The following is a 25,187-nucleotide window of genomic DNA, read 5'->3' on the forward strand; positions in this document are numbered from 1 at the left end:
ATAGAAAATCCCGGACTTTTCACAGTCCGGGATTTTCCTGAAGTGTTTATGCGGCAAGCTTTTCCACAAGGGACTTAGCCGCCATAAGCTGGCCTGTGAACCTTGCGGCGGCGGCTTCCAGCTCTTCATCGGAGAAATCTGCGCTGCCCCTTACTTCCACAGCGATGCCCTCCTTCCGGGCGTCTTCCAGGATCTCCTTGCTGGGCTTGTCAGGCAGTTCAATATCCTCTATCACGGTGTTGCCGTCCTTGTCCTTGTAGACAATCCGGCCCTGCCCGCTTCCCTTTTCTTCGATGGAGAAATACTCAATAGGCGTTCCATCCTCCGCCCCTTCCAGAGCGTCAGAGTCTACCGTCACCATAATGGCTTCCCCGTCTTCGGAATAGCTTACAAAGCTGACAACGCCTTTGAAAAGCTCTCCGCCTGTGGCGGCGTTTGCTCCCATAGCCAGGGCCGCGGCCAGGGCCACCACCAGGGCAGCCACCACCAGGCGGCGCAAAATAAATTTCTTGGGCCTTTTCTTTGTTTCTGTCATGTCAAGTACCTCCTGTATCAATTGGGGAGAGGGCACAAGCTTTGAAAATGTCTGCTTATATAACCAGGTATCCGGCAATGCTTTGTGTTCCATGGTCAGTTCTCCCTTTCTTCTTCGCACAATTTCTTTTTCAGCTTCTCCCTGGCCCGCTGCATACGGGTCTGCATGGTGGAGGGCTTCACCCCGCACAAGGCCGCGCATTCCTTCACAGGATAGCCCTCGTAATAGTGGAGGTATACGGGCACCCGGTATTTCTGGGGCAGTTCCATCACCGCCAGGAACAGGGCGCTTTCCTCCGGCCCTTCCAGAGAAAGGGTCTGTGCGTATTCCTCCAAAGGCACGCTGCGGCGGAACCATGCCGAGCACACCAGCTTTTTGCACTCGTTCACCGCCACCCGGATAACCCAGCGGCGCATGTGCTCCTCGCTCTCAAAGGCGGTCTGGGTGCGGAAGAGCTTTAAGAGCACGTTCTGGGTGATGTCCTCGGCGTCCGCCTGGTTTTTGCAGGAGTGGAACGCTATCCGGTATATTGTGCCGCTGTACCGCTCGGCCGCGGCTGCAAATGCATCGCTGTCCATGGTTCCGCCTCCTTCTGAAAAGCTTTTCACCCATAATACCCCCCAGCGCCCGGAAAAATCTCATAAAAGGGGAAATTTTTTTAAAAATTTTTCTGCCCAGGCCCTCCGGGGCAAAAAAACAGGGGTTTTTTGAAAAAAGCCTTGCAATTTCCGGACACGCCTGCTATAATTTTATCTGTTACGAAACTTTACATGTGGTATGTTCAACCTGAAGGAGGTGCAGATATATGGCAAAATGTGAATTCTGCGGCAAGGGCGTTTCTTTCGGCATCAAGGTTTCCCACTCCCACCGGCGTTCCAACAGAACCTGGAAGCCCAACATCCGGCGTGTGAAAGCGATTGTTGACGGCACTCCCAAACGGGTTTATGCTTGCACCCGCTGCCTGCGTTCCGGCAAGGTGACCCGGGCGGTTTAAGTTTCAAAAGACAGCAGACGGTTCTTTGGGGCCGTCTGTTTTCTTTTATCCTGGAAAATATTGGAAAAGGAGACTGTAAACGATGAAAAAATTATTGGCAATACTCTGTGCTGTGCTATTGGTTTCATGCACTGGCCTGCCTGTGGCGGCCGCAGATAGCGAACCTGTGATTACCTTTGATACCGACACTTCCCCCCGAGCCCGTATTTGTACGTATACACTTCCAGATGGCGGAGTGCTATATTTCGCAGAGCCGCTGGAAGAAAATAGCGAAATCATTCCAGGATGGACACTGTATGAGTCGGAAAATCTGAAAGGCGATATAGTGATACCAGAATATATTGAAGGCAAGCCTGTATCGAGATTATACTATGAAAATTTCCCAGATGCAGGCGGCACCCATGTTTTTTGTCTGAATGGCAATCCGGAAATGATTTCTGTTGTATTTCCTGCAACTTTACAGGAAATAGAAGGGGTCTATTTAACAGGAGCTTGGTTCGGCGGCTGTTCAAAATTAGAACAAATTATTTTTGAAGGTGATGGGCCAGAGGAAATTCCGCCCTTCTTTTTCTGGGGCGCGCCGGAACTAAAGCGGGTAAAGCTTCCCAGGAACATTGCCGAGCTGGACGGGGCCTTTGTATCCGCGTCATATCACGACATTGATACTGCCTGTACAAGCATTACCTCTTTAGAGTTGGATAGCGGCAATAAGAACTTTGTAATGGATGAACAGGGAATCCTGTATAACCATGATAAGACAAAGGTTGTCACCGCCATACAAGGGGCGGCTGAACGTAAAACGGTTACGCTTCCTGATACGGTTACGGAAATAGCAGGCTATGCCTTTGCCGGGAACACCCAGCTTGAAACCGTTTACGGCGGAGCGGCTCGCGTTGTAGAGAACGGATACGGATACACGTTTTATAAATGTAACTCTCTTAACCCCTTCCAGGACACCTATGGCCATTGGGCGGAGGAGCAGGTGAAGTGGGCATATCAGGAAGGAATTTTAAAAGGTACGGAATTGCTGCGGTTCAGCCCCAATGCCACGCTGGAGCGGGGAATGATCTGCACAGTCCTGCATCGGTTGGAGAATTCTCCTCCGGCAGGCTCTGACAACCCCTTCCCAGATGTAATCGACTATGCCTGGTACGGAGAAGGCGTGATATGGGCAGCGAAAAACGGCCTGGTGCAGGGCCATGATGACGGGCTTTTTCGGCCAACTGACCCTGTTACCAGAGAACAACTGGGGGCTATCCTCTACCGTTATGCGCAATTTAAAGGCATAGCAGGTACAATGGGCAGCCTGGATGGCTTTACAGACGCAGGCAAAACCAGCGCCTATGCCCTTTCCGCCATGAAATGGGCTGTGGGCTCTGGCCTGCTGCGGGGCCGGGACGATGGGACGTTGGATCCGCAGGGCTATGCCACCCGGGCGGAAGCCGCCGTTATTCTGCAAAGGCTACAAGCTTTGGCATAGAAGATGCCGTATAACAGCGCTTTCTCTATTTGAGATGCGGCCTTCCTGTGGGAAGGCCGTTTTTCTTTTTAGATCGTTTTAGCCACTACAACGTGTGTAAAAACAGAATATAGTAAACGCACTTGAAAATCGGCATAGCCCGATTTTCAAGCATGCGGCATTGCCGCTGGTTCAAAAAGCTGTTTGCCTCTTTTGGACTGCGTTAACTATTGCCTCGCGCGCTTTGTAGATAAGCGGGTGCGGTATGGCTGTCTTGCAACACATAAATTTCCCCAAAAGGTTTTGATTGGGCACGTTGCAAAAATTTTTTCCGAATGTTATACTTACATACAAAATAGCGTGGAGGAGGAAAAGCCATGAAGCTGTATGTAACCCGCCATGGGGAAACGGCTTGGAACAAAGAGAACAAGGTGTGCGGCAGGACAGATCTGCCCCTGACGGAAAAGGGCCGGGAGCAGGCCAAAGAAACTGGGAAAAAGCTTTCCGGGGTGCATTTTGACAGGGTGGTGTGTTCGCCTATGCTGCGGGCCAGAGAGACGGCGGCCCTTATCTGTGAGGGCCGGGAAGTGGTGATAGAGAGGCACAGGGAGCTGATTGAGCAGGACTACGGCCTGTGCGAAGGGGCAGACAGGTTCGATGAAAACTTCCTTTTCCACAAGCAGAACTTTGCAGACGGATATCCCCAGGGGGAGTCCCAGATGATGCTGGCAAAGCGGGTGTACCGCTTTCTGGAGGAGCTTGCTGCCCGCTGCCCGGAGGAAACGGTGCTGGCGGTGTGCCATGGGGGCGTGTGCCGGGTGATTGAAAGCTATTTCCATCCCATGGACAACGAAACGTTTTTTAAGTTTGCCATGCACAACTGCGAGGTGCGGACGTATGAAATGCCTGCGGCAGAAGCTTCTCCGGCCCCGGTGAAATTTTACGGAACGGAAATCTGCAAGGACTGCGCCGAGGCCCTGTGCCTTTTTGCGGAAAAGGGCTTTACAGGGTTTTCCTATATGGACATTGGCCTTTCCACCGGCAACCTGAAAGAATTCCTGGCCCTGCGGGACAGCCGCCCGGAATTCCGGCAGGTGCGGGAGGACGGGGGCATCGGAATCCCCTGCTTCCTGCGGCCAGACGGCTCTATCTGCTTTGAGCCGGAGGAGCTGCTGGAAAGTCAATAAAAATTTTTATAAATATTGCGAACTGTTTTGGCAAAATCACGAACACTGGAGATTAAAAAACAGCAAAAACCGTTTTTTACCTTTACAAAAATGTCAATATCATGTACAATATGAATACGTGCAGGCATATGCTTGGATTTGCCGGGGCGAGGCCCGGGCAAAGGGAAGGAGTGAATTCATGGGACTGAAATATAAGCGCATTCTCTTGAAGCTCAGCGGCGAGGCTTTGGCAGGCAGTTTGGGCCATGGCATTGATTTCGACACAGTGATGGAGATTTGCAGGCCCATCAAAGAGGTGGTAGAGCTGGGCGCCCAGGTTGCCATTGTGGTGGGCGGAGGCAATTTCTGGCGGGGCCGCAGCAGCGGCAGCATGGATCGCACCAGGGCAGACCATATGGGGATGCTGGCCACAGTGATAAACGCACTGGGCGTGGCAGACGGCCTGGAGCAGGCGGGGCTGGACGTGCGGGTGCAGACAGCCATTGCCATGCAGGAGGTGGCAGAGCCTTATATCCGCAACCGGGCGGTGCGCCATCTGGAAAAAGGCCGGGTGGTGGTGTTCGGCTGCGGCACCGGCAATCCTTTCTTCTCCACAGACACAGGGGCAGCCCTGCGTGGGGCGGAAATTGAGGCGGACGTGATTTTAAAGGCCACTATGGTGGACGGGGTGTACGACAGCGATCCTAAGAAGAACCCGGAGGCCAAGAAATACGACACCCTCTCCTATATGGATGTGCTCAGCCGGAACCTGGGGGTTATGGACATGACAGCGGCCTCTTTCTGTAAGGACAGGGGCATCCCGTTTTTGGTGTTCAGCATGGAAGATCCCCAGAACATCGTCCGGGCGGCAAAAGGCGAAAAAGTAGGCACTCTAGTACAATAGGCAGCGGCAACGTAACGTTGCATCTAAGACTCGGGGGACAGAGGCGGAAACCTTCCGCCGCAAAGAGTTTTGCGGCTTACGCAGGCCATCGCGTTCCCGGGGTACTCCCGATCGGATAGATGAACCGGAAGTTTTTTGAAGATTTGAAAGAAGCTTTTTCTCAAAAAGTTTTTTAAAGCGGGTTTGGGGCGCCGGCAGACGAGAATCGGCAGCCCAACAGAAAGAAAGGACGGAAAATCATGGCAGAGATGAAAGATGTATTCGCGAAAGCGGAAAGCAAAATGAAAAAAACCATCGGGCACCTGGAGGAAGAGTATGCCGCCATCCGGGCAGGCCGGGCGAACCCCGCGGTGCTGGATAAGATAATGGTAAACTACTACGACACCCCCACGCCCATCAACCAGTTGGCGGCAGTGGCGGTGAGCGAAGCCCGGGTGCTGACCATCCAGCCCTGGGACGCTTCTGTGCTGCGGGGGATTGAGAAGGCCATCCAGACCTCCGACCTGGGCGTGAACCCCCAGAACGACGGCAAAATCATCCGGCTGGTGTTCCCGCCCCTTAATGAGGAGCGCCGCCGGGAGCTGGTGAAGGATATCAGCAAGCTTAGCGAAGAAGCCAAGGTGGCAGTGCGGGCCATCCGCCGGGACGCCATTGAAAAGCTGAAGGAAATGAAAAAGCAGAGCGACATTACAGAGGACGATCAGAAGCAGGGGGAGAAGAAAATCCAGGAGCTGACAGATAAATACGTGAAAAACTGCGATACCTGCTTCTCCGCAAAGGAGAAGGAAATCCTGGAGATCTAAACCCATTCTTTTGCCGGGAGGTTGGGCCATGGCGCTTTTTAAAATGAAAGAAGAGAAGGGGGAGGCTCCCCGGATACTGCCTGCCCATGTGGGCATTATTATGGACGGCAACGGGCGCTGGGCCAAAAAGCGGCATCAGCCCCGAAGCGTCGGGCACCGGGCCGGCGCCCAGAACTTCCGGGGCATCACCCGGTACTGCGCAGGGCTGGGCATCCAATACCTGACCATCTATGCGTTCTCCACAGAGAACTGGGCCAGGCCTGCCGAGGAGGTGGGAGGGCTGATGCGCCTTTTCAAGGATTATCTGGAGGAGGCCCTGCGGGACTTTATGGATGAAAACATCCGGGTGCGCTTTATCGGGGATCCCTCCGCCTTCCCGCCGGAGCTGCAGGCGCTGATGCGCCGGGTGGAGGAGGAGTCCTCTGTGAAAACCGGCATGGTTTTAAACCTTGCTATGAATTACGGAGGCCGGGCAGAGCTTGTCCGGGCGGCCCGGGCTTTTGCGGAGGATGTGCGGGCAGGCAGGCGCGGCCCGGCGGACATGGAGGAATCCCTCTTTTCCGATTATCTCTACACAGCGGGCCAGCCGGATCTGGATTTGCTCATCCGCCCCAGCGGGGAGCAGCGGCTTTCAAACTTCCTCTTATGGCAGTGCGCCTATGCGGAGTTTGTGTTTTTTGACATCCTCTGGCCTGATTTCACGCGGGCGGATATGGACAGGGCCTTGCAGATCTACGCTTCCCGGCAGCGGCGCTTTGGCGGCGTGTAGGCCGAGAGGGAATCACACAAGAAAAAGGGGGCATGCGCTATGAGGCGGCGTGTTCTTTCCGGGGCGGTGCTGGCGGTATTTTTGGCGGCGATTATCCTGTTTGACCAGACCTTCCCTCTGGCGCTGAATATCGCCGTGGCGATTATTGCGGCGGCAGCGGTATTTGAATTGGGGAAGGCTTTGGGGCTTGAAAAGAAGGGGGTTGTTTTCTGGCCCTCTCTGGCAGCGGCGGCGGCAGTGCCCTTTTGCGGCGGCAGGCTTCTCTTTTTAACCTATGCCCTTTACACCCTGATTATCTGCTGCGCCATGCTGGCTTACCATGAGGAAGTCAGCTTTAAAGATATTTTTGTGCAGTACAGCATGGTGGTGCTTATTCCCTGCGCCCTGCACAGCCTGGTGCTCCTGCGGGAGCTGAACCGCGCCCATGGCATGTTTTATGTGCTTCTCGCGGTGTTCGCCGCCTGGGCCGCAGACATGGGTGCTTTTTTTGCCGGCACCTTTTTTGGAAAACACAAGCTCTGCCCTAAAATCAGCCCGAAAAAAACGGTGGAAGGCGCTGTGGGAGGCCTTGTGGCAAACGTGGCGGCAGCCCTGCTGTGCGGCCTGTTTTTCAGCCGGGTTTACCACCTGGGACAGGTGGAGGTGCAGTATCTGCCCCTGTTTTTAATCGGGTTTTTCGGTGCCTTTGTGTCCATGCTGGGGGATTTAAGCTTTTCCCTTATTAAGCGAAGCTGCCATATCAAGGACTTCGGACAGGTGATCCCGGGCCATGGCGGCATTCTGGATCGGTTTGACAGCGTGATTTTTACAGCGCCCTTTGTTTACCTGCTCATAAGCTTCCTGCCCGTCGCGGGATAGCAAAAGCGGGAATATGCGCAAAGCCTGCCTGGAGCAGTTCTTTTTAAACATTTCAAAGACCCTGGCTGTAAAACCGGGCTTTGGCGCATACACTATGGAAAGGAAGGATTCCTTTGAGGCTTTCCCTGTTAGGATCCACAGGCTCTATCGGCATCCAGGCTTTGGAGGTTGCGGAGCAGTTAAACAGGACGGGGACGTTCCCTGTTGAGATTGCGGTGCTTGCCGCCCGATCCAATGTACAGCTTTTAGAGCAGCAGGCCCGCCGCTTTTCCCCCCAGGCAGTAGCCCTTTTTGATCCTGCCGCCGCCAGGGACTTCCGGCAGCGCACCCGGGACTTGGACATCACAGTGCTGGAAGGGCCGGAAGGCCTGTGCGAAGCCGCCGCCTGGGAGGGCGCCGACACCACCCTGAACGCTGTGGTGGGCATGGTGGGGCTTCGTCCCACTATGGCAGCCATAAAAGCGAAGAAAACCCTGGCCCTTGCCAACAAGGAAACCCTGGTGGCAGGGGGCAGCCTTGTAATAGAAGCTGCCCGGCAGAACGGGGTGAAAATCCTGCCGGTGGACAGCGAGCACTCCGCCATCTTCCAGTGCCTCCAGGGAAGCCCTGGGGAAAGGGCTGTAAAGCGCCTTATCCTGACGGCCTCCGGCGGGCCGTTTTTCGGCTGGGAAAAGGAACGGCTTCAGGCCGTCACCCCGGAGCAGGCCCTTTGCCATCCCAACTGGGACATGGGGGCAAAAATTACCATCGACTGCGCCACCATGATGAACAAGGGCCTGGAGGTTATTGAGGCCGCCTGGCTGTTCCAAATGCCTGTGGAGCGCATAGGGGTGGTGGTACACCGGGAGAGCATTGTCCACTCCATGGTGGAGTTTGCAGATAACGCCGTCATTGCCCAGATGGGCACCCCGGATATGCGCCTGCCCATCCAATATGCCCTCACCTATCCCCAGCGGCTGGAAAGCCCCTCGGGGGCGCTGGATCTGCCTGCCCTCGGGAAGCTGACCTTCTTTGAGCCGGACAGGGAGCGCTTTCCCTGCCTGAACCTGTGCATAAAGGCCATGGAGCGGGGGGGGCTTGTGCCTGCGGCGGCAAACGGCGCAAACGAGGCGGCAGTGCAGCTTTTCCTGGAGAAGAAAATCGGGTTTATGGATATCCCCCGGCTGGTGCAGGCAGCGGCGGACAGCCAGCCTGCCGTTCAGGCCGCCAAGGTGGAGGATGTGCTGGAGGCTGACCGCATGGCCCGCAGCCGGGTGCTGGAACTGGCAGGAAGCCTGTAAGAAGCCGGACCAATCGGGCATAGCACAAATCTTTCCGGCAGCTTTTACTGTGCGTGTTTCCCCACCTCTTGGGCGTGGAAACATGCACAGTACCTTACTTTTTTGCCCTTAGCTCGGGGGACGCTTTACAAAACCGGATCAAGGAGCTGATATTTTGCAGATTCTCATGATTGCGCTGTTAATTGTCATTGGCATACTGCTTTTCGGGTTCGTGATATTTTTTCACGAGCTGGGCCATTTCCTGCTGGCAAAGGCGGCGAAAATTCGTGTCAACGAGTTTTCCATTGGCATGGGCCCCAAACTGTGGGCTTTCCAAAAAGGGGAAACTCTGTATTCCCTGCGGCTGCTTCCCATTGGCGGCTTCTGCGCCATGGAGGGGGAGGATGAGGACAGCGACGACCCGGCGGCCTTTGGCAGCAAGCCTGTATGGCGGCGGATTCTGGTGGTAATAGCCGGAGGCGTGTTCAATGTGGTGCTGGGCTTTGTGCTCATGGGCCTCACCCTTATCCCCCAGGAAGTTTTTGCCACCACGAAAATCAGCAAATTTGCGGAAAATTCCGCCCTGGAAGCTGCCGGCGCCCAGGTAGGGGATGTGATAACCGCCATTGACGGCTATGCCGTTTACAGCGACAGGGATATGTCCTTCGGCATGGCCCTGGCAAACCCGGACGCTGTTTCCATCACCGTTTCCCGGGAGGGGCAGCGTATAGACCTTGGCCCCTTCCCCATGGCCTATCAGACTGTGTCAGGCCGCCGGGTGGTCACCCCGGACTTTTATGTTCAGCCGGAGCGGCGCAGCTTTTTTGGGGTGGTGAAGCGCTCCTTCACCTACACGGTGTCCATGACCCGCATGGCGCTGGAAAGCTTGAAGGGCATTGTGTCCGGGCGCTTTGGCCTTAACGAAATTGCAGGGCCGGTGGGCACAGTGCAGGCTATCTCTGTAGCGGCGGAAGCCGGGCTTTCAGAAAGCTTCGGGAAGGCTGTGGGGAATATCCTGCAAATGATTATTATGATAACGGTAAACCTGGGTGTGGTAAACCTGCTGCCCCTGCCCGCCCTGGACGGGGGACGGCTGCTGTTCCTCATCTGGGAGGGCGTCAGCCGCAGGCCTGTGCCGCAGAAGTATGAGGGGTATGTCCATGCCGCCGGGTTTATCCTGCTTTTAGGGCTGATGGCAGTTATCACTTTTCACGATATCGTCCGAATATTTACAGGCTGACATTGCATGACAGGGGAATGAGTATAGTATGGCAAAAAGAAAATCTACACAAGTGCAGGTGGGGAATATCCTGCTGGGGGGCGGCGCGCCTGTAACGGTGCAGTCCATGCTCAGCACCCCTTCCACAGATATCCCGGGCAGCGTGGCCCAGGCAAAGGCACTGGAACAGGCCGAGTGTGAAATACTCCGGGCGGCGGTGCCGGACATGGCGGCGGTAAAGCTCATCTCCGCCCTGAAAGAGGCGGTATCCATGCCCATTGTGGCGGATATCCATTTCGATTACCGCCTGGCCCTGGCGTGCTGCGACGCCGGGGTGGATAAAATCCGCATCAACCCCGGCAACATCGGGGAGGACAGCCGGGTGAAAGCCGTAGCCCAGGCCTGCCGGGCCAAAAACATCCCCATCCGCATTGGGGTAAACGACGGATCCCTGGAAAAGCATATCCTGGCAAAATACGGCCACCCCACTCCGGAGGCCCTGTGCGAAAGCGCTTTGTACCACGCTTCCCTGCTGGAGCGCTTTGATTTTACCGACATTGTGGTGTCCATGAAGGCCTCCTCTGTGGATGCCACCATCCGGGCCTACCAACTGGCGGCGGAAAAGTGCCCTTACCCCCTGCACTTGGGCATCACCCACGCAGGCACTGCCCGTATGGGGCTGGTGAAGTCTGCCATTGGCATCGGGAGCCTTTTGCAGCAGGGCATTGGGGACACCCTGCGGGTTTCCCTGGCCGCCGACCCGGTGGAAGAGGTGTACGCAGGCAGGGACATTCTCAAGGCCCTGGACATGCGGGGAGGCGTGCGGCTTATCGCCTGCCCCACCTGCGGGCGCACCCGCATCGACCTGATTTCCCTGGCAACCCAGGCGGAACAGGCATTATCGGATTGCAAAAAGGACATCACTGTGGCGGTGATGGGCTGCGCGGTCAACGGCCCCGGGGAGGCAAGGGAAGCGGACATCGGTATAGCTGGTGGCAAAGGGGAGGGCCTGATCTTTAAGAAAGGGCAGATTCTCCGGAAGGTTCCTGAAAACAGGCTTTTAGAAGAGCTTTTAGCGGAAGTGGGCAAGTTATAAAAGGAGCGGGTCATGAAACAGATTCTCACCATTCAGCATTGTGAGTCCATCCACCATACAAACGGCATGGTAGGCTCCTGGACAGACTGGGATTTAACGGAACGGGGATGCCGACAGGCCCAGAATATCGCGGACAACCTGGCCCCGGAGCTTTTAGGCCAAAGCGTGAAAATCTATTCCTCCGATTTAAAGCGGGCAGCCCAGACCGCCGCGCCTTTAGCGGAAAAGCTGGGGCTGGAGATAGAATTCCGCCAGGAACTGCGGGAGCGAAACCTGGGGGAAGCGGTGGGGAAATCCGCCCAATGGTACCGGGAGCACAGAGGCCCGGAACGCCCAGGAGACTACATAGATGTAAGGCCTTTCCCCAGCGCGGAGACGGAGCGGGAGGTCTATCAGCGGCTGGAGCCTTTGTGCCGGGAGGTGTTGGACAGGGATGAAGACACCGTGGTGCTTGTGTCTCACGGCGGCACGCTGGGCGTGTGGAACCTCCTTTGGCTGGGCCTGCCGCCGGAAGCCATGAACCATTGCGGCATCCGGACAAAGGCCGGGGCTGTGGGGCGGTTTGAGTTTTACGGGGGCTGGTCGCGGCAAATCCGGCAGATAGGCGTGCTTTCCTACATGGAATAAAGAGGCACAGCGGCCCGCCGGAGCCGGGAAAGGGCTTTGCCCTTTCCCGCGCCGCTTCGCGGCGGGTTCGGCCCTTAGGGCCGAACCGCCCCGGCGGAGGGCTTTGCAGGGCGCGGGGGAAAGTAAAAGTTTTTGAAGGGTTCTTAGGGGGACTTTTTCTAAAAAGTCCCCCTAAGCAGGGTTTGGGGCGAGGGCCGCCAGTGGCGGCCGTTTCGAGCTGAACGAGTCGGCAGACGAGACGGAGTCCCAACAAAAGAGGAGGACGGGCATTGAGCACACTGGGCGAATTTTTCCAAAAGGAGCTGGCGGGCAAAACCTTCCCGGAAGGGCTGCTGGAGGGGGAGATTGAAAACCTGCGGGTAAGCCGGGAGCCGAGGGGGATAGAAGTGGGGATACGCTTCCCCCAGTTTGTGGCATACGAGTCCTTTGCAAAGCTTGCGGAGGCTTTAGAGGGCTTTGGCGCTGTGCGGGTGCTGCCCCGGTTTCCCCGGGAAAGCTTTGCCCCAGAGTGCCTGCCCTCCTTGTGCGCCGCCTTAAAGCAGCAGGACGCCACCTTAAACGGCACCTTCCATCAGGCGGAGGCCCGGTGGGAGGAGGGGGTGCTCACCGTAGAACTGCGCCATGGGGGCCTTTCCCTTCTGGAGGCCCGGCACACAGACCAGCGTATGCAGGACTTGGTGCGGGAGTGGTTCTCCCTGGGCTGCAGGGTGGAATTTACGGGGAAAACCAGCACCAAAGCAGGCAGCGCCTCTCTGTTAGAACGCATCCACACCCAGGAGGAGAAGCAGCGGCGGGAACAGGCCATCCAGGAGATGGAGGCCTATGAAGAGGCCATGAAGGAGCAGGCCAGCCGCCGGAAAATCAGCGTGCGGGGGGAGGAAAACCTGCTGCCCGCCATTGTGCCCGAAACCGCCCGGCCCTTAATCGGCGCGGTGCCCAAAGGGCACATCACGCCCCTGGCGGAAGCCGCCATCGACCTGGGCAGCATCATCGTGTGGGGAGAGATTTTCTCCCTGGAAAGCAAGGAAACCCGGGATAAGTCCCGGAAAATATACAGCATCGACATCACAGACTACACCAGTTCCATCACCCTGAAAATCATCCAGGACGCAGGCCAGTGCAAGGAGCTGGACAGCCTGAAGGCAGGGAAATCCCTGCTGGTGCGGGGCAGCCTGGAATACGATAAATATGACAGGGAAAACGTGCTGCGGCCCCGGGCCATCGCCACAGTGGAGCAGGTGGAGGTTGTGGACGACGCCCTGGAAAAGCGGGTGGAGCTGCACCTGCACACCAACATGTCCGACATGGACGGCATGACTCCCGCAGGGGATCTCATCAAGCAGGCCCACAAATGGGGCCAGAAGGCTGTGGCTATCACCGATCATGGGGTGGCCCAGGCCTTCCCGGAAGCCATGAATGCCGAGGCCGCCATCCGCAAGGAGGATCCGGAATTCAAAGTGCTGTATGGCACAGAGGCCTATTTTGTAAACGACCTGGTGCCTGCGGTCACAGGGGAGACATCCCAGCCTTTAGAGGGGGATTTCATCTGCTTCGACCTGGAAACCACCGGCCTTTCCCCGAAAAAAGACCGCATGACGGAAATCGGCGCGGTGCGCATCCATAACGGGGAGGTCACCGACCATTTCGATACCTTTGTGGATCCGGAAATGCCCATCCCCCCAAAAATTACAGAGCTGACAGGCATTACAAACGAAATGGTGCAGGGCGCTCCCAAGGAGGCGGAGGCCCTCAAGGCTTTCTATGAGTTCTGCGGGGAATCCCCTGTGCTGGTGGCCCACAACGCGGGCTTTGACACAGGCTTCCTCCGGGCCGCCGGAGAGCGGGCCGGCATCCCCTTCCAGCATGTGTACATAGATTCTGTGCCCATCTGCCGGGCGCTTTTAACGGACATTAAAAACTGCAAGCTGGATACAGTGGCTTCCTACCTGAAGCTGAAGCCCTTTAACCACCACCGGGCCGACGATGACGCCGCCACCCTGGGAGAGATTTTCCTGCGGCTTTTGCAGCGGCTGCGGGAGGGCCAGGGGGCAAAGCTTGTCTCAGACATCAACACCGCCCTGGCAGGAGGGGATGCCAAAAAGCTGCGGCCCTACCATATGATTCTCCTGGTGAAAAACCACACAGGCCTGAAAAACCTCTACCGCTTGATTTCCAAAGGCCATCTGGAGTATTTCTACCGCAGTCCCCGCACACCCAAAAGCGAACTGAACAAATACAGGGAGGGGCTGCTGGTGGGCAGCGCCTGCGAGGCCGGGGAACTGTTCCAGGCCATGGTGCGGGGAGATTCCTTTGAGAACCTGTGCAAAATCGCGGAATATTATGATTACCTGGAAATCCAGCCTTTAGGCAACAATATGTTTATGGTGCGAAATGGGGATACGGACATTGAGGGCCTGAAAGAATATAACCGCACCATCGTGCGCATCGGGGAGAAGCTGCACAAAATGGTAGTGGCCACCTGCGACGTGCATTTTAAAGATCCCAAAGACGCCACCTTCCGGAAAATCCTCATGGCGGGCAAGGGCTTCTCCGACGCTGACCAGCAGGCCCCCCTGTACATGCGCACCACGCCGGAAATGCTGGAGGAGTTCAGCTATTTAGGCAAGGAAAAGGCTTTTGAAGTGGTGGTGACGAATCCGGGCAAAATTGCGGACATGATAGACCACCTCCGCCCTGTGCCCATGGGCAACTTCCCGCCCTTTATCGAGGGCGCCCAAGAGCAGCTTATCGACATTACCTGGCAGCGGGCCAAGGCGAAATATGGGGATCCGGTGCCGGAAATCGTGGAGAAGCGGCTGAACAAGGAGCTGGGATCCATTGTCAAGCATGGCTTCTCTGTGCTGTATATGACAGCCCAGAAGCTGGTGGCAGACAGCGAGGCCCATGGCTATCTGGTGGGATCCCGGGGTTCCGTTGGATCCTCCTTTGTGGCCAGCATGTCGGGCATCTCAGAGGTAAACCCTTTAGAGCCTCACTATGTGTGCCCTAAGTGCCAGTACAGTGAGTTTATCACCGACGGCAGCGTGGATTCCGGCTTTGACCTGCCTCCCAAAACGTGCCCCCACTGCGGCGCGGAACTGGACAGGGACGGCCACACCATCCCCTTTGAAACCTTCCTGGGCTTTGACGGGGACAAGGTGCCGGATATTGACCTGAACTTTTCCGGGGAATACCAGTCCGGCGCACACCGGTACACAGAAGTGCTTTTCGGCAGGGACAACGTGTTCAAGGCCGGCACCATTGCCACAGTGGCGGACAAGACGGCCTTTGGCTATGTGAAAAAATATGCCGAAGAGCGGCAGACCACCTTCCACAAGGCAGAGGAAAAGCGGCTCTCCATTGGCTGTACAGGGGTGAAGCGCACCACAGGCCAGCACCCCGGCGGCATGATCGTGGTGCCCAGAGGCATGGAGGTGTACGACTTCTGCCCCGTCCAGCACCCGGCAAACGACCAGAAGTCTGACAACATCACCACCCATTTCGACTTCCACTCCATCCACGACAACGTGTGCAAGCTGGACGAGCTGGGACACGACGTGCCCACCATCTACCGGTATCTGGAGGACTACACAGGCATCCCTGTCATGCAGGTTTCCATGAGCGATCCGGAGGTGATGAGCCTGTTCCATTCCCCCAAAGCCCTGGGCGTCACCCCGGAGGATTTGGGCGGAGTAAAAACAGGGACGCTGTCCCTGCCGGAGCTGGGCACAAACTTTGTGCGGGGGATGCTGGAGGAATCGAACCCCACGAAATTCTCCGACCTCCTGCAGGTTTCCGGCCTTTCCCATGGCACAGACGTGTGGCTGGGCAACGCCCAGGAGTTGATTAAAAACAAAACCTGCACCATCTCTGAGGTTATCGGCACCCGGGACAGCATCATGGTGTACCTGATGAACAAGGGCCTGGATCCGAAAATGGCTTTTAAAATTATGGAGATTGTGCGCAAGGGCAAGGCCACAAAGCTTTTAACCCAAGAGCACATTGCCGCCATGAAGGAGCACAACGTGCCCCAATGGTATATTGACTCCTGCTTTAAAATCAAGTACATGTTCCCCAAGGCCCATGCGGCGGCCTATATGATTGCCGCTTTGCGGCTGGGCTGGTATAAGGTGCATAAGCCCACAGAGTTTTACGCGGCGTATTTCACTGTGCGCAGCGACGACTTCGACGGGGCCACCGCCGCTTTGGGCCGGGAAGCCGTCTCCCGGAAAATGCGGGAGCTGGACACGAAAATCAAGAACCGGGAGGCCAGCGCCAAAGAAGAGGGCGAGTTTGGCACCCTGCAGATTATCAACGAAATGCTGGCCCGGGATATTAAGCTGCGGCCTGTGGACATCTATAAATCCCATGCCAACAAGTTCCTGGTGGAGGAGGGGGAAATCCGCCTGCCCTTCTCAAGCCTGAGCGGCGTAGGCGGCGCCGCGGCGGAAGGCCTGTTGGAAGCAAGGCAAAGCGGCGGGGAATATATCTCCATTGACGATTTGCAGGCTAGGGCCAAGGTTTCCAGCGCCGTCATTGAGGCCCTCCGGAACACCGGGGCCTTAAAGGATCTGCCGGAAAGCAGCCAGACCACCCTGTTTTAAGGCAGCGTAACGAAACGCATTGCCCTGCAAAGCGTTTTGCACCTAAGACGCGGGTGAGGCCTGCGCAGACTTTTCGCTGCGCTTTGCGCGCTTACCGGGGCGCCGCGCCCGCCAGGGGTGCTCCCGAAGCATCCCTTTGGCAAGTGGCAGAAACAATGTCGCGGAGTTTCCCGGGAAATACGGGCTTGACAAAAAGCCGCCGATGCTTTATTATAGTAGCACAATAAAGCACAGAGAGGAAAGAGAAAATGCGCACATACAGCAGAGTGACCCCGGAAGGGGCGCGGGATATCCTGTTTGAGGAGTGCCGGGGCCGCAGGGAGGTGCAGCGCAGGCTCACCTGGGCTTTTACCCTCCGGGGATACCGGGAGGTGATGACCCCGGGAATAGAATATTACGACGTGTTCAACCTGCCCGGCGCGGCGCTGCCCCAGCGGGAAATGTACAAGACTACGGACAACCGGGGGCGGCTTATCGTGTTCCGCCCCGATTCCACCCTGCCCATCGCCCGCATGGCGGCCTCCCGGCTTCAGGGCCAGCAGAAGCCCCTGCGGCTTTATTACAACCAGAGCATTTACCGCAACCGCCCCGACCTTTCCGGCCGCAGCGATGAAAGCGCCCAGATGGGGGTGGAGCTGATGGGCGCCGGGGGCCTTGGGGCAGACTTGGAGGTGGTGTCCTTAGCGGCCCAGGCCCTGGAGGGCTGCGCGCCGGACTTCCGCATGGAATTGGGCCACGCCGGGATCTTCCGGGTGCTGGCAGACCAGCTTCCCGTATCCCCGGAGCAGAAGGAGGAACTGCGGGCCACCATTGAGGCGAAGAATTACGCGGCCCTGGAAGAACTTTTGGAGCCTTTAGGCGAAAACCCGGCGGCAGAGGCCATCCGCCGCCTGCCCCGGCTTTTCGGCGGGGAGGAGGCCCTGGAGGAAGCGGCCCGGTATTGTTCCGGCGGCGGGGCCGGGGAGATGCTCTGTTACCTGCGCACTGTCTACACCGCTTTGCAGAAGCTGGGGCTGGGAGACAGGCTGATGGTGGATTTAGGCTTAGTCCAGCGCAACGACTACTACACAGGCATTGTGTTCAGTGCCTATGTGCCCCACCATGGGGCGGCGGTGCTGATGGGCGGGCGGTATGACGGGCTGTGCGAAAAGTTTGGGGAGCCTATGCCTGCCGTAGGCTTTGCAGTGGATGTGGACGCCTGCGCCCTGCTGCTGGAAAATGGCATGGAGGAAGAGCCAGCCCCGGCTGTGCTGGTGTACGGGGAGCTGGGCTTTGAGGCAGAGGCGGAAAGCGCGGTGTCCCTTTTAACCCGCCAGGGCAGGCTGTGCGAACTGTCCCTGTTTGAAACGCTGGAGCAGGCGGAGGGGTATGCCCGGGACAGGGGCATCCCCCGGCTGGTGCTGGTGGGGCGCCAGGTGACGGAGATGGAAATAAAGCGGAAGGGGGCGAACCCATGAAGCCCTTGCGGATAGCCCTGACAAAGGGCCGTTTGGAGAAAAAAACTGCTGCCCTTTTTGAGAAGGCCGGGCTTGACTGCCAAAGCCTTACGGACAAGGGCCGCAGGCTGATCCTGCCCATTGGGGGTGGGGAGATGGAGGCTGTGCTGGCAAAGGCGGCGGATGTTATCACCTATGTGGAGCAAGGCGTGTGCGACCTGGGGGTGGTGGGAAAAGACACCATCATGGAGCAGGGGCACCAGCTCTTTGAAATTTTAGATTTAGGCTTTGGGCGCTGCGGCTTTGCCCTGGCGGCCCCCAGGGGAGCGGATTTTTACGGAGGCTACCGGGTGAAAACCATTGCCTCCAAATACCCCAGCGTGGCAAGGCGTTTTTTCGAGAGCAAGCACATGGACGTGCGCATTATCAAGATAGAAGGCTCGGTGGAACTGGCCCCCCTGCTGGGCCTTTCCGACGGCATTGTGGATATTGTGGAAACCGGGGCCACCCTAAAGGAAAATGGCCTGGAGGTGATAGAACCCATTGCCCAGGTGTCTGCCCGGCTGGTGGTAAACCCTGCCAGCATGAAGCTGCGCAAGGGGGAGATTGAGGCCCTGGCGGCAAAGCTGGAGGAGAAGCTGGAAAGATGACAAAAGGGTTACAAAACCTGCGGGTTTTCCCCGAAAACAGCGCTTTTACCCATTATTAACAATTTGTTCATATTTTAAAAGAGGTGGATGTTGATGATACGCACGGTGAAAGGCGAGCGGCAGGCCCGCCTTGCCTTTATAGACGAGCTGAAGGCCCGGGTGGGCCAGGCGGACAGGGCTGTGGAAGAGTCTGTGGCGGAGATTATCCGAAACGTGAAGGAGGGCGGGGATGAGGCCGTTCAGAATTATTCCCGCCAGTTTGACGGCTGGGCGCCGGAAAGGCTGGAGCTTACCCGCCAGGAGATGGAGGAAATTGCCCAGGCGTGCGCCCCGGAATTTTTAGAGGCCCTTAGGAGGGCAGCGGAAAACATCCGGATATTCCATGCCCGGCAGAAGCAGCAGAGCCGCATCGACCCTATGGGCGGCATCATCACGGGCCAGCGGGTGCGGGGCCTGCACCGGGCGGGGGTTTACGTGCCTGGCGGTACGGCGGGATACCCTTCCTCTGTGCTGATGAACGTGATACCCGCCCAGGTGGCGGAGGTGGGGGAAATTGTAATGGCTACGCCCCCGGGCCGCACAGGCCGGCCCGACCCCAACATCATCGCTGCGGCCCTTGCCGCCGGGGTGGACAGGGTGTTCCTCATGGGCGGCGCCCAGGCGGTCGCGGCCATGGCCTACGGCACGGAGACGGTGCCCAAGGTGGACAAAATCGTGGGGCCGGGGAACATTTTCGTGGCTACCGCCAAGAAGCAGCTTTACGGCGTGGTGGACATCGACATGATAGCCGGGCCAAGCGAAATCCTCATCATAGCCGATTCCTCCGCAAATCCGGAGTATCTGGCAGCGGATTTGATGAGCCAGGCGGAGCATGACAAAATGGCTTCTGCCATCCTCATCACCCCGGACGAGAAGCTGGCGGCCCAGACAGTGGAGGCCCTGTACAAGCAGCTTGAAAGCCTTTCCCGCAGGGAGATTATCGAGGAATCCTTGGACACCTACGGGGCGGTGCTCCTTACGGAAAACATGGACGAGGCGGTGGAATTTGCAAACCTTCTGGCCCCGGAGCACCTGGAGGTCTGCTGCGACAACCCCTTTGCCTATCTGGGCAGGCTGGACAACGCGGGTTCCCTGTTTTTGGGCCACTATTCCCCAGAGCCTTTAGGGGACTATTTTGCCGGGCCGAACCATGTGCTGCCCACCGGGGGCACAGCCAGGTTTTTCTCGCCCCTTTCTGTGGATGACTTCGTGAAGAAATCCGGCTTTGTATATTATCCCAAAGAAGCGCTTTTAGACGCTGCCGATGATATTATCCTTTTGGCGGAAACAGAAGAGCTTACCGCCCACGCCAACTCCGTCCGGGTGCGCAAGGATGGGAAATAGGCCCATGGAAACAGTGGAGGATGTGTATAAGGCCCTGGAGGCCCGGGGCTTTGTGCCGGAATGGCTGACAAAGGGGAAGGAAGCGGCTGTGCTGTATTTTACAGGGGGCCGCAAACAGTATAAGCTTTATTTTGACGAGAGCTTTGTGGAGGTTTCCCAGAAAAAGCGTTTGTTCCGGGAGGAATACTGGCACAGCATAGGCGTGCGCCGCTATGAAAACCCAGAGGACACCGTGGCGGACGTGTACGACACAGTGGCGTGGTGCCTGGAGGAATATGGCGGGAAAAAGGAGGACAAGGCACATGTACAGCCTGAATGAAAAAGCGAAAGGCCTTAAAGCGTATGACCCCATTGGAGGGGACTTCCAGGTGCGCCTGGACGCAAACGAGTCTTTCCTGCCTTTGCCGGAGGAGGTACTCCTGGATGCCCAGACGGCCCTTCCGGAACTGGCCTTCAACCGCTATCCAGACCCTGCCGCTAAGGAGCTTTGCGCCGCCTTTGCCCGGCATTATGGGGTGCCGGAAGGGCAGGTGGTGGTGGGAAATGGTTCTGACGAGCTGATAACCGTAATTTTCAGCACCTTCCTGGAAAAAGGGGATGCTTTTGCCACCCTGGAGCCGGACTTTTCCATGTATGCCTTTAACGGCTTTTTGCAGGAGGCCCGGCATGTGCCCATTCAGAAGGGAGAGGGCCTTCGCGTAGACATAGACGAAACCATCCGGGTTTGTGAGGAGGAAGGGGTAAGACTGCTGATTTTCAGCAACCCCTGCAATCCCACTTCCCTGGTGTGCCCCAAAGAAGAAGTGGCCCGGCTTATCCGCTCGGTCAGCGCTTTGGTGGTGCTGGACGAGGCTTATATGGACTTTTCCGACCAGAGCCTTCTGGGGGAAGCGGACAGCTTTGATAACCTCATCATCCTGCGCACCTGCTCCAAGGCCTTTGGTATGGCGGCCCTGCGGCTGGGATTTGCGGTGGCCCGGCCTTTGCTGGCAGACACCCTGCGGGCGGCAAAATCTCCCTATAATGTAAACGCCTTGTCTCAGAAGATGGGGGCATTGGCACTGGGGCAGGATGCAGCCATCAAGGCCGCCCTGGAGGAAATCCTTCTGTCCCGGGACGAGCTGGCGGCTGGGCTGGAAGAATTGGGGCGGAAATATCCCGGGCGCTTTACCCTGCTGCCAAGCGACACCAATTTCTGCGCCCTCTTCATGGAGGACAGGCAGGCCCTGTTCGATTTCCTGTGCGCCCGGGGCATTGCCGTCCGCCTTACCGGGGGCCTTGTCCGCATTACCTGCGGCACGCCGGAGGAAAACAGGATTTTCCTCCGGGCGGCGGAAGAGTATTTCAAGGCTTCAGGAAAGGGGGGGCAGGCATGAAGCGTCAGGCTTCTGTAACAAGGAAAACAAGGGAAACAGATATCAAGCTGGCCCTCTCCCTGGACGGCGGCCCAGTGGAGGTTGCCACAGGCGTCGGCTTTTTCGACCACATGCTGACAGCCTTCGGGGTACACAGCGGCTTTGGCCTGGAGGTTTGGGCCAAGGGGGACTTGGAGGTGGACTGCCACCACACAGTGGAGGACGTGGGCATTGTGCTGGGCCAGGCCATGGCCCAGGCTTTAGGGGACAAAAGCGGCATTAAGCGTTATGGCCACGCCTACATCCCTATGGACGAGGCCCTGGGTTCCTGCGTGGTGGATATCAGCGGCAGGCCCTTCCTGGTGTTCCAGGCGGCGTTTCCCCAGGAGGCTCTGGGGGCATATGACGCCTGCATGACAGAGGAGTTTTTCCGGGCCTTTGCCATGCACAGCGGCCTGACTCTCCACCTTGCCTGCCCCTATGGGAAAAATTCCCATCACATGATTGAAGCTCTCTTTAAGGCCTGCGCCCACGCGTTGCGGGACGCCTGCGCCCTGGGGCAGGAAGGGGTGCTTTCCTCCAAAGGGATGCTGTAGGAGACGCTTTCGGTGCTTTTTGCCTCCGGCGGCTCAAAAGCATTTCAGGAAGCGTCAGAATTGTGCTGGAAAAGAATGATGAACAAAGTGTGAATTCTTAGAAAAAACTGCGGTTTTTTGCAAAAAAGTTGGGTTTTGTAAACAATTTGTAATCTTTTTCGCCCGCTGGATAAGGGCTTTTTCATACAGGTTTGACATCGTTATGGAAAGGAGAGTTTGCCTATGATTATACTGCCAGCCATTGACCTGCACCAGGGCCAGTGCGTGCGCCTGCTGCAGGGGGACTATGCCACAGCCCATGTGGTGGCGGACAGCGCCCTGGACACTGCCAGAAGCTTTCAGGAGCAGGGCGCCCGCTGGATGCACATGGTGGATTTGGACGGGGCCAAGGGAGGCGCGCCCCAAAATGCCCAGTTGATTTTTGACGTGCTCCAGAATGTGGACATGCACATTGAGGTGGGGGGCGGCATACGGGATATGGCTTCTGTAGAGCTGTATCTGGAGAAGGGCGTGAGCCGGGTGATTTTAGGCTCTGCCGCTTTGGAAAATCCCGCTTTTGTGAAAGAAGCTGTGGGCCGGTACGGCAAAAAAATTGCTGTGGGCATTGACGCTTTGGGGGGCAAGGCCGCCGCCCAGGGCTGGACGGAAAAAAGCGGGAAGGATTATCTGGAACTTGCCAAGGAGATGGAGGCCCTGGGGGTGGAGTTTATCATCTGCACAGACATCCAGCAAGACGGCATGATGAGCGGGCCGAACCTGGAAATGCTGGATAAGCTGAACCGGGCTGTGTCCTGCAATATCATTGCCAGCGGCGGGGTCAGCAGCCTTTTGGATATTGTGAACCTGTATGATTTGGGGCTTTATGGCGCCATTGCCGGGAAGTCTATCTATACGGGGGCGCTGGATCTGCGCCGGGCCATTACCGCCTGCCAGCGGGTTTCCGGCAAGGCCCCCAAAACGCGGCAGGCGGCAGAGGACGAGCTGGAGCGGTATTTCCAGAAGTCTGAGCTGCTGCCCGCTGTTATCCAGGAGGAGGAAACCGGGGAGGTGCTGATGCTGGCCTATATGAACCGGGAGTCTTTGGTGAAAACCTTGCAAACCGGCACCACTTGGTTTTACAGCCGCAGCCGCAAGGCCCTTTGGAACAAGGGGGAGACTTCGGGCCACACCCAGCAGGTGTGCAGCGTCTATGCGGACTGCGACGATGACACCCTGCTCATTAAAGTGAAGCAGAAGGGTCCGGCCTGCCATACGGGCAGCCATAGCTGTTTTTTTAAAACCCTGTGGCCGGAAAAGGACGGGGCGGGACAGAAGAGCGTAGTGTGAAAAATACGAAGAAAGGAACGGTACCGGGCACGAAAGGTTATTTTTACATAGCTTTTTGTGCGAATTCTGTATCGCATGGCGATTGAAATGAATCCTTTACAGAAACTATATGAGACAGTTTCAGCCAGAAAAGACGCGCAGACAGAAGGCTCTTACACCTGCTATCTTTTCGGGCAGGGGCTGGACAAGATTTTGAAAAAGTGCGGGGAGGAGTGCAGCGAGGTGATTATCGCCGCAAAAAACGGGGATAACAGCGAAACTGTGCTGGAGATAAGCGACCTTTTATACCACCTCACTGTGCTGATGGTGCAGCAGGGCATCACTCTGGAGCAGGTGGAGGCTGAGCTGAAAAAGCGCAGTGGAAAGCAGGGCAACCTGAAAACCTTCCATCAGGTGGACAAAAATACATGAGGTGGGATTTCTGGCAGCGGGCCAGGGCTTTCCTACGCCCGGAAACACGGGTGCTTCTGGTGGGCAGGGAAGGGCTGGAGGATTTGCTGGCCTTGGGGCATCCCCTCTGCCTGCTGGCTTTGGCCCTGCCTGCCGGGGACTGCCTCCGGGAGGAAAGGCGGCTGGGGCCTTTAGGCGTGCAGGCGCGGCTCTGGAATGGGGGAGAGCCTTTGCCCTTTGACGGGCAGTCTTTGGATCTGGTGCTGCAATACCGCCAGCCTTACAGCTTGGAGGAAATACGCCGGGTGCTAAAGCCCGGCGGTTTTTTCCTGACGGAACAGGCGGGGGGCGCTGACAGCAGGGCCGGGGAGCTGGGCCTGCCGGGCAATTATAACCTGGAGAACCAGAAGCCCCTGTTTTATGAGGCAGGGTTCCGGGTGGTATATGGCGATCAGGGCTATGAAGCTGCTGGAAAGGGCCGAGAGAGAGAGCTGCGCCACCGGTTTATGATTGTGGCGGGTAAGACTGGAAAAAAATAGAAGGAACCATAAAACCCCCGTTCCGGCAGTGCCGGGGCGGGGGTTTTATGCGTTGGGAAGGATTTAATCTCGGAGTATGACACCATTGCCGTCATACATGCGGGAGGGCTGGGCAGAGAGGAGCATAACGCCCTCGATAAAGGCCCAGATGACAACGGCTATAGTGGCCACGCCGCAGGTCAGCAGGCCCCCTGCCAGGGAGAGGACAAGCTGGATGGTGCCCCGGGTGTTAAAGCCCAGGTAGAAATTATGCACGCCGAACACGCCCAGCATAATGGCCAGCAGGCCCGCTGCCAGGCGGCTCTTTTGGGCATAGCCTGCCGGCGGGGTATTGTACTGCTGGGGCGGGTAAGGATAATAGGGCTGCTGGGGCGCCTGGCTGTATTGGGGAGGCTGGTATTGCGGGGCAGCCTGCTGCTCCTGCTGGGTATACTGGGGCGCGCCATAGGAAGGCTGGGCTTGATAACCGGAATAGGGAGAGGCAGGCTCTGGCGCCCGGGGCGGCTCTGGCATATGGAAAGGCTCTGCGGAGGATCCGGGGAAGTGGGGGCCGGTGTGGTCTGGGGCGGGGGGATCGGGCGGGAGATCCGGCTCCAGGGTCAAGTGGGGCACAGGCTTTTCTGTATAGGCAGGCTCCTGCTGGGGGGCGGAGGGCTGGGCGCTCTCCTGGACGGGCTGGGTTTCCCCGGGCTGCCCTTCTGCCGGCTGGGAGGCGGGGGGATTGTTCTGCTGTTCTAAGGGGTTATTATTTTCAAAATCAGACATATAAGATGCTCCTTTCTGAAATGGAATGTGTCAGTCTTTTAAGAATACGCCGTTTGCGTCGGTGTTAATGCGCCCGTCTAAAAGCTTGATGCCGTCCAGGATGCCCCAGATCTGCATGACAATGGCGCCGAAGCCGCAGGTGAGGAAAGACACCAGAAGCTGCACCAGCCCCCGGGAGGTGTTGCCCAGGTAGAAGCTGTGGACGCCATAGGCTCCCAGCAGCATGGCAAGGACGCCTGCCGCCACCCGGCTTTTCTGCACATAGCCGGGAGGAGGCTCCATGCCGGCCTGGGGCTGGTATTGGGGCGGGTTGTACATGGGAGGCTGCTCCTCCTGGAAGTTTGCCTGGGTGTAATAGGTCTGGTTATACTGGTTGTTATACTGATTATTGTCTGCCATGTGGGTTCATCTTCCTTTCTGTGTAGGGGGCAGTCCGTTTCCTTGTGTTCTGGTA

The 25,187-nt window shown here is 57.3% G+C and carries 25 protein-coding genes; 21 read left to right on the forward strand and 4 right to left on the reverse strand.

Annotation, left to right across the window (positions count from 1 at the left end):
• Positions 1-46: 46 nt before the first annotated feature.
• Both D1841_RS00290 and D1841_RS00295 read right to left on the reverse strand, forming a co-directional pair.
• A complete protein-coding gene (locus tag D1841_RS00290; protein ID WP_160641143.1) occupies positions 47-535 on the reverse strand; it encodes a hypothetical protein in 489 nt (162 codons plus the stop codon).
• 95 nt (positions 536-630) lie between these two features.
• Complete coding sequence (locus D1841_RS00295) at positions 631-1,113, reverse strand: RNA polymerase sigma factor (protein ID WP_160641144.1); 483 nt, start codon at positions 1,111-1,113, stop codon at positions 631-633.
• A gap of 227 nt (positions 1,114-1,340) precedes the next feature.
• On the opposite strand from D1841_RS00295, the gene rpmB reads away from it, so the two are divergent.
• From rpmB to D1841_RS00400, 21 genes are all read left to right on the forward strand, one after another.
• Complete coding sequence (rpmB, locus tag D1841_RS00300; RefSeq protein WP_160641145.1) at positions 1,341-1,529, forward strand: 50S ribosomal protein L28; 189 nt, start codon at positions 1,341-1,343, stop codon at positions 1,527-1,529.
• A 430-nt stretch (positions 1,530-1,959) separates the two neighbouring features.
• Positions 1,960-3,009 carry an S-layer homology domain-containing protein gene (locus D1841_RS00305; protein ID WP_161879841.1) on the forward strand — a complete coding sequence of 350 codons (1,050 nt, stop codon included), beginning with the start codon at positions 1,960-1,962 and terminating at the stop codon, positions 3,007-3,009.
• Between the two features lie 356 nt (positions 3,010-3,365).
• Positions 3,366-4,175 carry a histidine phosphatase family protein gene (locus D1841_RS00310; RefSeq protein ID WP_160641147.1) on the forward strand — a complete coding sequence of 270 codons (810 nt, stop codon included), beginning with the start codon at positions 3,366-3,368 and terminating at the stop codon, positions 4,173-4,175.
• A gap of 178 nt (positions 4,176-4,353) precedes the next feature.
• A complete protein-coding gene (gene pyrH, locus D1841_RS00315) occupies positions 4,354-5,058 on the forward strand; it encodes a UMP kinase (RefSeq protein WP_160641148.1) in 705 nt (234 codons plus the stop codon).
• Between the two features lie 248 nt (positions 5,059-5,306).
• A complete protein-coding gene (gene frr, locus D1841_RS00320; protein ID WP_160641213.1) occupies positions 5,307-5,861 on the forward strand; it encodes a ribosome recycling factor in 555 nt (184 codons plus the stop codon).
• 28 nt (positions 5,862-5,889) lie between these two features.
• Positions 5,890-6,630 (forward strand): isoprenyl transferase, encoded by a 741-nt coding sequence (locus D1841_RS00325; protein ID WP_160641149.1) that lies wholly within the window; start codon positions 5,890-5,892, stop codon positions 6,628-6,630.
• 39 nt (positions 6,631-6,669) lie between these two features.
• A complete protein-coding gene (locus D1841_RS00330; protein WP_160641150.1) occupies positions 6,670-7,488 on the forward strand; it encodes a phosphatidate cytidylyltransferase in 819 nt (272 codons plus the stop codon).
• A 113-nt stretch (positions 7,489-7,601) separates the two neighbouring features.
• A complete protein-coding gene (locus tag D1841_RS00335; RefSeq protein WP_237076107.1) occupies positions 7,602-8,768 on the forward strand; it encodes a 1-deoxy-D-xylulose-5-phosphate reductoisomerase in 1,167 nt (388 codons plus the stop codon).
• Between the two features lie 154 nt (positions 8,769-8,922).
• Positions 8,923-9,987, forward strand: a complete 1,065-nt coding sequence (locus tag D1841_RS00340) for an RIP metalloprotease (RefSeq protein WP_237076108.1) — start codon at positions 8,923-8,925, stop codon at positions 9,985-9,987.
• A gap of 28 nt (positions 9,988-10,015) precedes the next feature.
• Positions 10,016-11,062, forward strand: a complete 1,047-nt coding sequence (ispG, locus tag D1841_RS00345; protein ID WP_160641151.1) for a flavodoxin-dependent (E)-4-hydroxy-3-methylbut-2-enyl-diphosphate synthase — start codon at positions 10,016-10,018, stop codon at positions 11,060-11,062.
• Between the two features lie 12 nt (positions 11,063-11,074).
• Positions 11,075-11,689 (forward strand): histidine phosphatase family protein, encoded by a 615-nt coding sequence (locus tag D1841_RS00350; protein WP_160641152.1) that lies wholly within the window; start codon positions 11,075-11,077, stop codon positions 11,687-11,689.
• A gap of 269 nt (positions 11,690-11,958) precedes the next feature.
• Positions 11,959-16,293 (forward strand): PolC-type DNA polymerase III, encoded by a 4,335-nt coding sequence (locus D1841_RS00355; protein WP_160641153.1) that lies wholly within the window; start codon positions 11,959-11,961, stop codon positions 16,291-16,293.
• Between the two features lie 248 nt (positions 16,294-16,541).
• Positions 16,542-17,750: an ATP phosphoribosyltransferase regulatory subunit gene (gene hisZ, locus D1841_RS00360; RefSeq protein ID WP_160641154.1), complete on the forward strand. Its 1,209-nt coding sequence runs from the start codon at positions 16,542-16,544 to the stop codon at positions 17,748-17,750.
• Positions 17,747-18,379, forward strand: coding sequence for an ATP phosphoribosyltransferase (gene hisG / locus D1841_RS00365; protein ID WP_160641155.1), 633 nt, complete (start codon positions 17,747-17,749; stop codon positions 18,377-18,379). Before hisZ ends, hisG begins: the two co-directional genes overlap by 4 nt.
• A gap of 87 nt (positions 18,380-18,466) precedes the next feature.
• Positions 18,467-19,762: a histidinol dehydrogenase gene (gene hisD, locus D1841_RS00370; protein ID WP_371721198.1), complete on the forward strand. Its 1,296-nt coding sequence runs from the start codon at positions 18,467-18,469 to the stop codon at positions 19,760-19,762.
• 4 nt (positions 19,763-19,766) lie between these two features.
• Positions 19,767-20,081, forward strand: coding sequence for a hypothetical protein (locus tag D1841_RS00375; protein WP_160641157.1), 315 nt, complete (start codon positions 19,767-19,769; stop codon positions 20,079-20,081).
• Positions 20,065-21,138 carry a histidinol-phosphate transaminase gene (locus D1841_RS00380; protein WP_160641158.1) on the forward strand — a complete coding sequence of 358 codons (1,074 nt, stop codon included), beginning with the start codon at positions 20,065-20,067 and terminating at the stop codon, positions 21,136-21,138. The genes D1841_RS00375 and D1841_RS00380 overlap by 17 nt, the downstream gene beginning before the upstream one ends.
• Positions 21,135-21,713 carry an imidazoleglycerol-phosphate dehydratase HisB gene (hisB, locus tag D1841_RS00385; RefSeq protein WP_160641159.1) on the forward strand — a complete coding sequence of 193 codons (579 nt, stop codon included), beginning with the start codon at positions 21,135-21,137 and terminating at the stop codon, positions 21,711-21,713. The genes D1841_RS00380 and hisB overlap by 4 nt, the downstream gene beginning before the upstream one ends.
• A 222-nt stretch (positions 21,714-21,935) precedes the next feature.
• Positions 21,936-23,039 carry a 1-(5-phosphoribosyl)-5-[(5-phosphoribosylamino)methylideneamino]imidazole-4-carboxamide isomerase gene (gene hisA / locus D1841_RS19675; RefSeq protein WP_160641160.1) on the forward strand — a complete coding sequence of 368 codons (1,104 nt, stop codon included), beginning with the start codon at positions 21,936-21,938 and terminating at the stop codon, positions 23,037-23,039.
• Between the two features lie 87 nt (positions 23,040-23,126).
• On the forward strand, positions 23,127-23,450 hold the full coding sequence (hisE, locus tag D1841_RS00395; RefSeq protein ID WP_160641161.1) for a phosphoribosyl-ATP diphosphatase: 324 nt from the start codon (positions 23,127-23,129) through the stop codon (positions 23,448-23,450).
• Positions 23,447-23,968 carry a hypothetical protein gene (locus D1841_RS00400; protein WP_160641162.1) on the forward strand — a complete coding sequence of 174 codons (522 nt, stop codon included), beginning with the start codon at positions 23,447-23,449 and terminating at the stop codon, positions 23,966-23,968. Before hisE ends, D1841_RS00400 begins: the two co-directional genes overlap by 4 nt.
• 63 nt (positions 23,969-24,031) lie before the next feature.
• Here D1841_RS00400 and D1841_RS18905 read toward each other — a convergent pair whose 3' ends face one another.
• Together D1841_RS18905 and D1841_RS00410 are read right to left on the reverse strand one after the other, a co-directional pair.
• Entirely contained in the window at positions 24,032-24,733 is a 702-nt protein-coding gene (locus D1841_RS18905; RefSeq protein WP_160641163.1) for a TM2 domain-containing protein, read from the reverse strand.
• 30 nt (positions 24,734-24,763) lie between these two features.
• Positions 24,764-25,132, reverse strand: a complete 369-nt coding sequence (locus tag D1841_RS00410; protein ID WP_201751153.1) for a TM2 domain-containing protein — start codon at positions 25,130-25,132, stop codon at positions 24,764-24,766.
• Positions 25,133-25,187: the final 55 nt, after the last annotated feature.

It is taken from the genome of Neglectibacter sp. X4, from assembly GCF_009917365.1.
GTDB lineage: Bacteria > Bacillota > Clostridia > Oscillospirales > Acutalibacteraceae > Acutalibacter.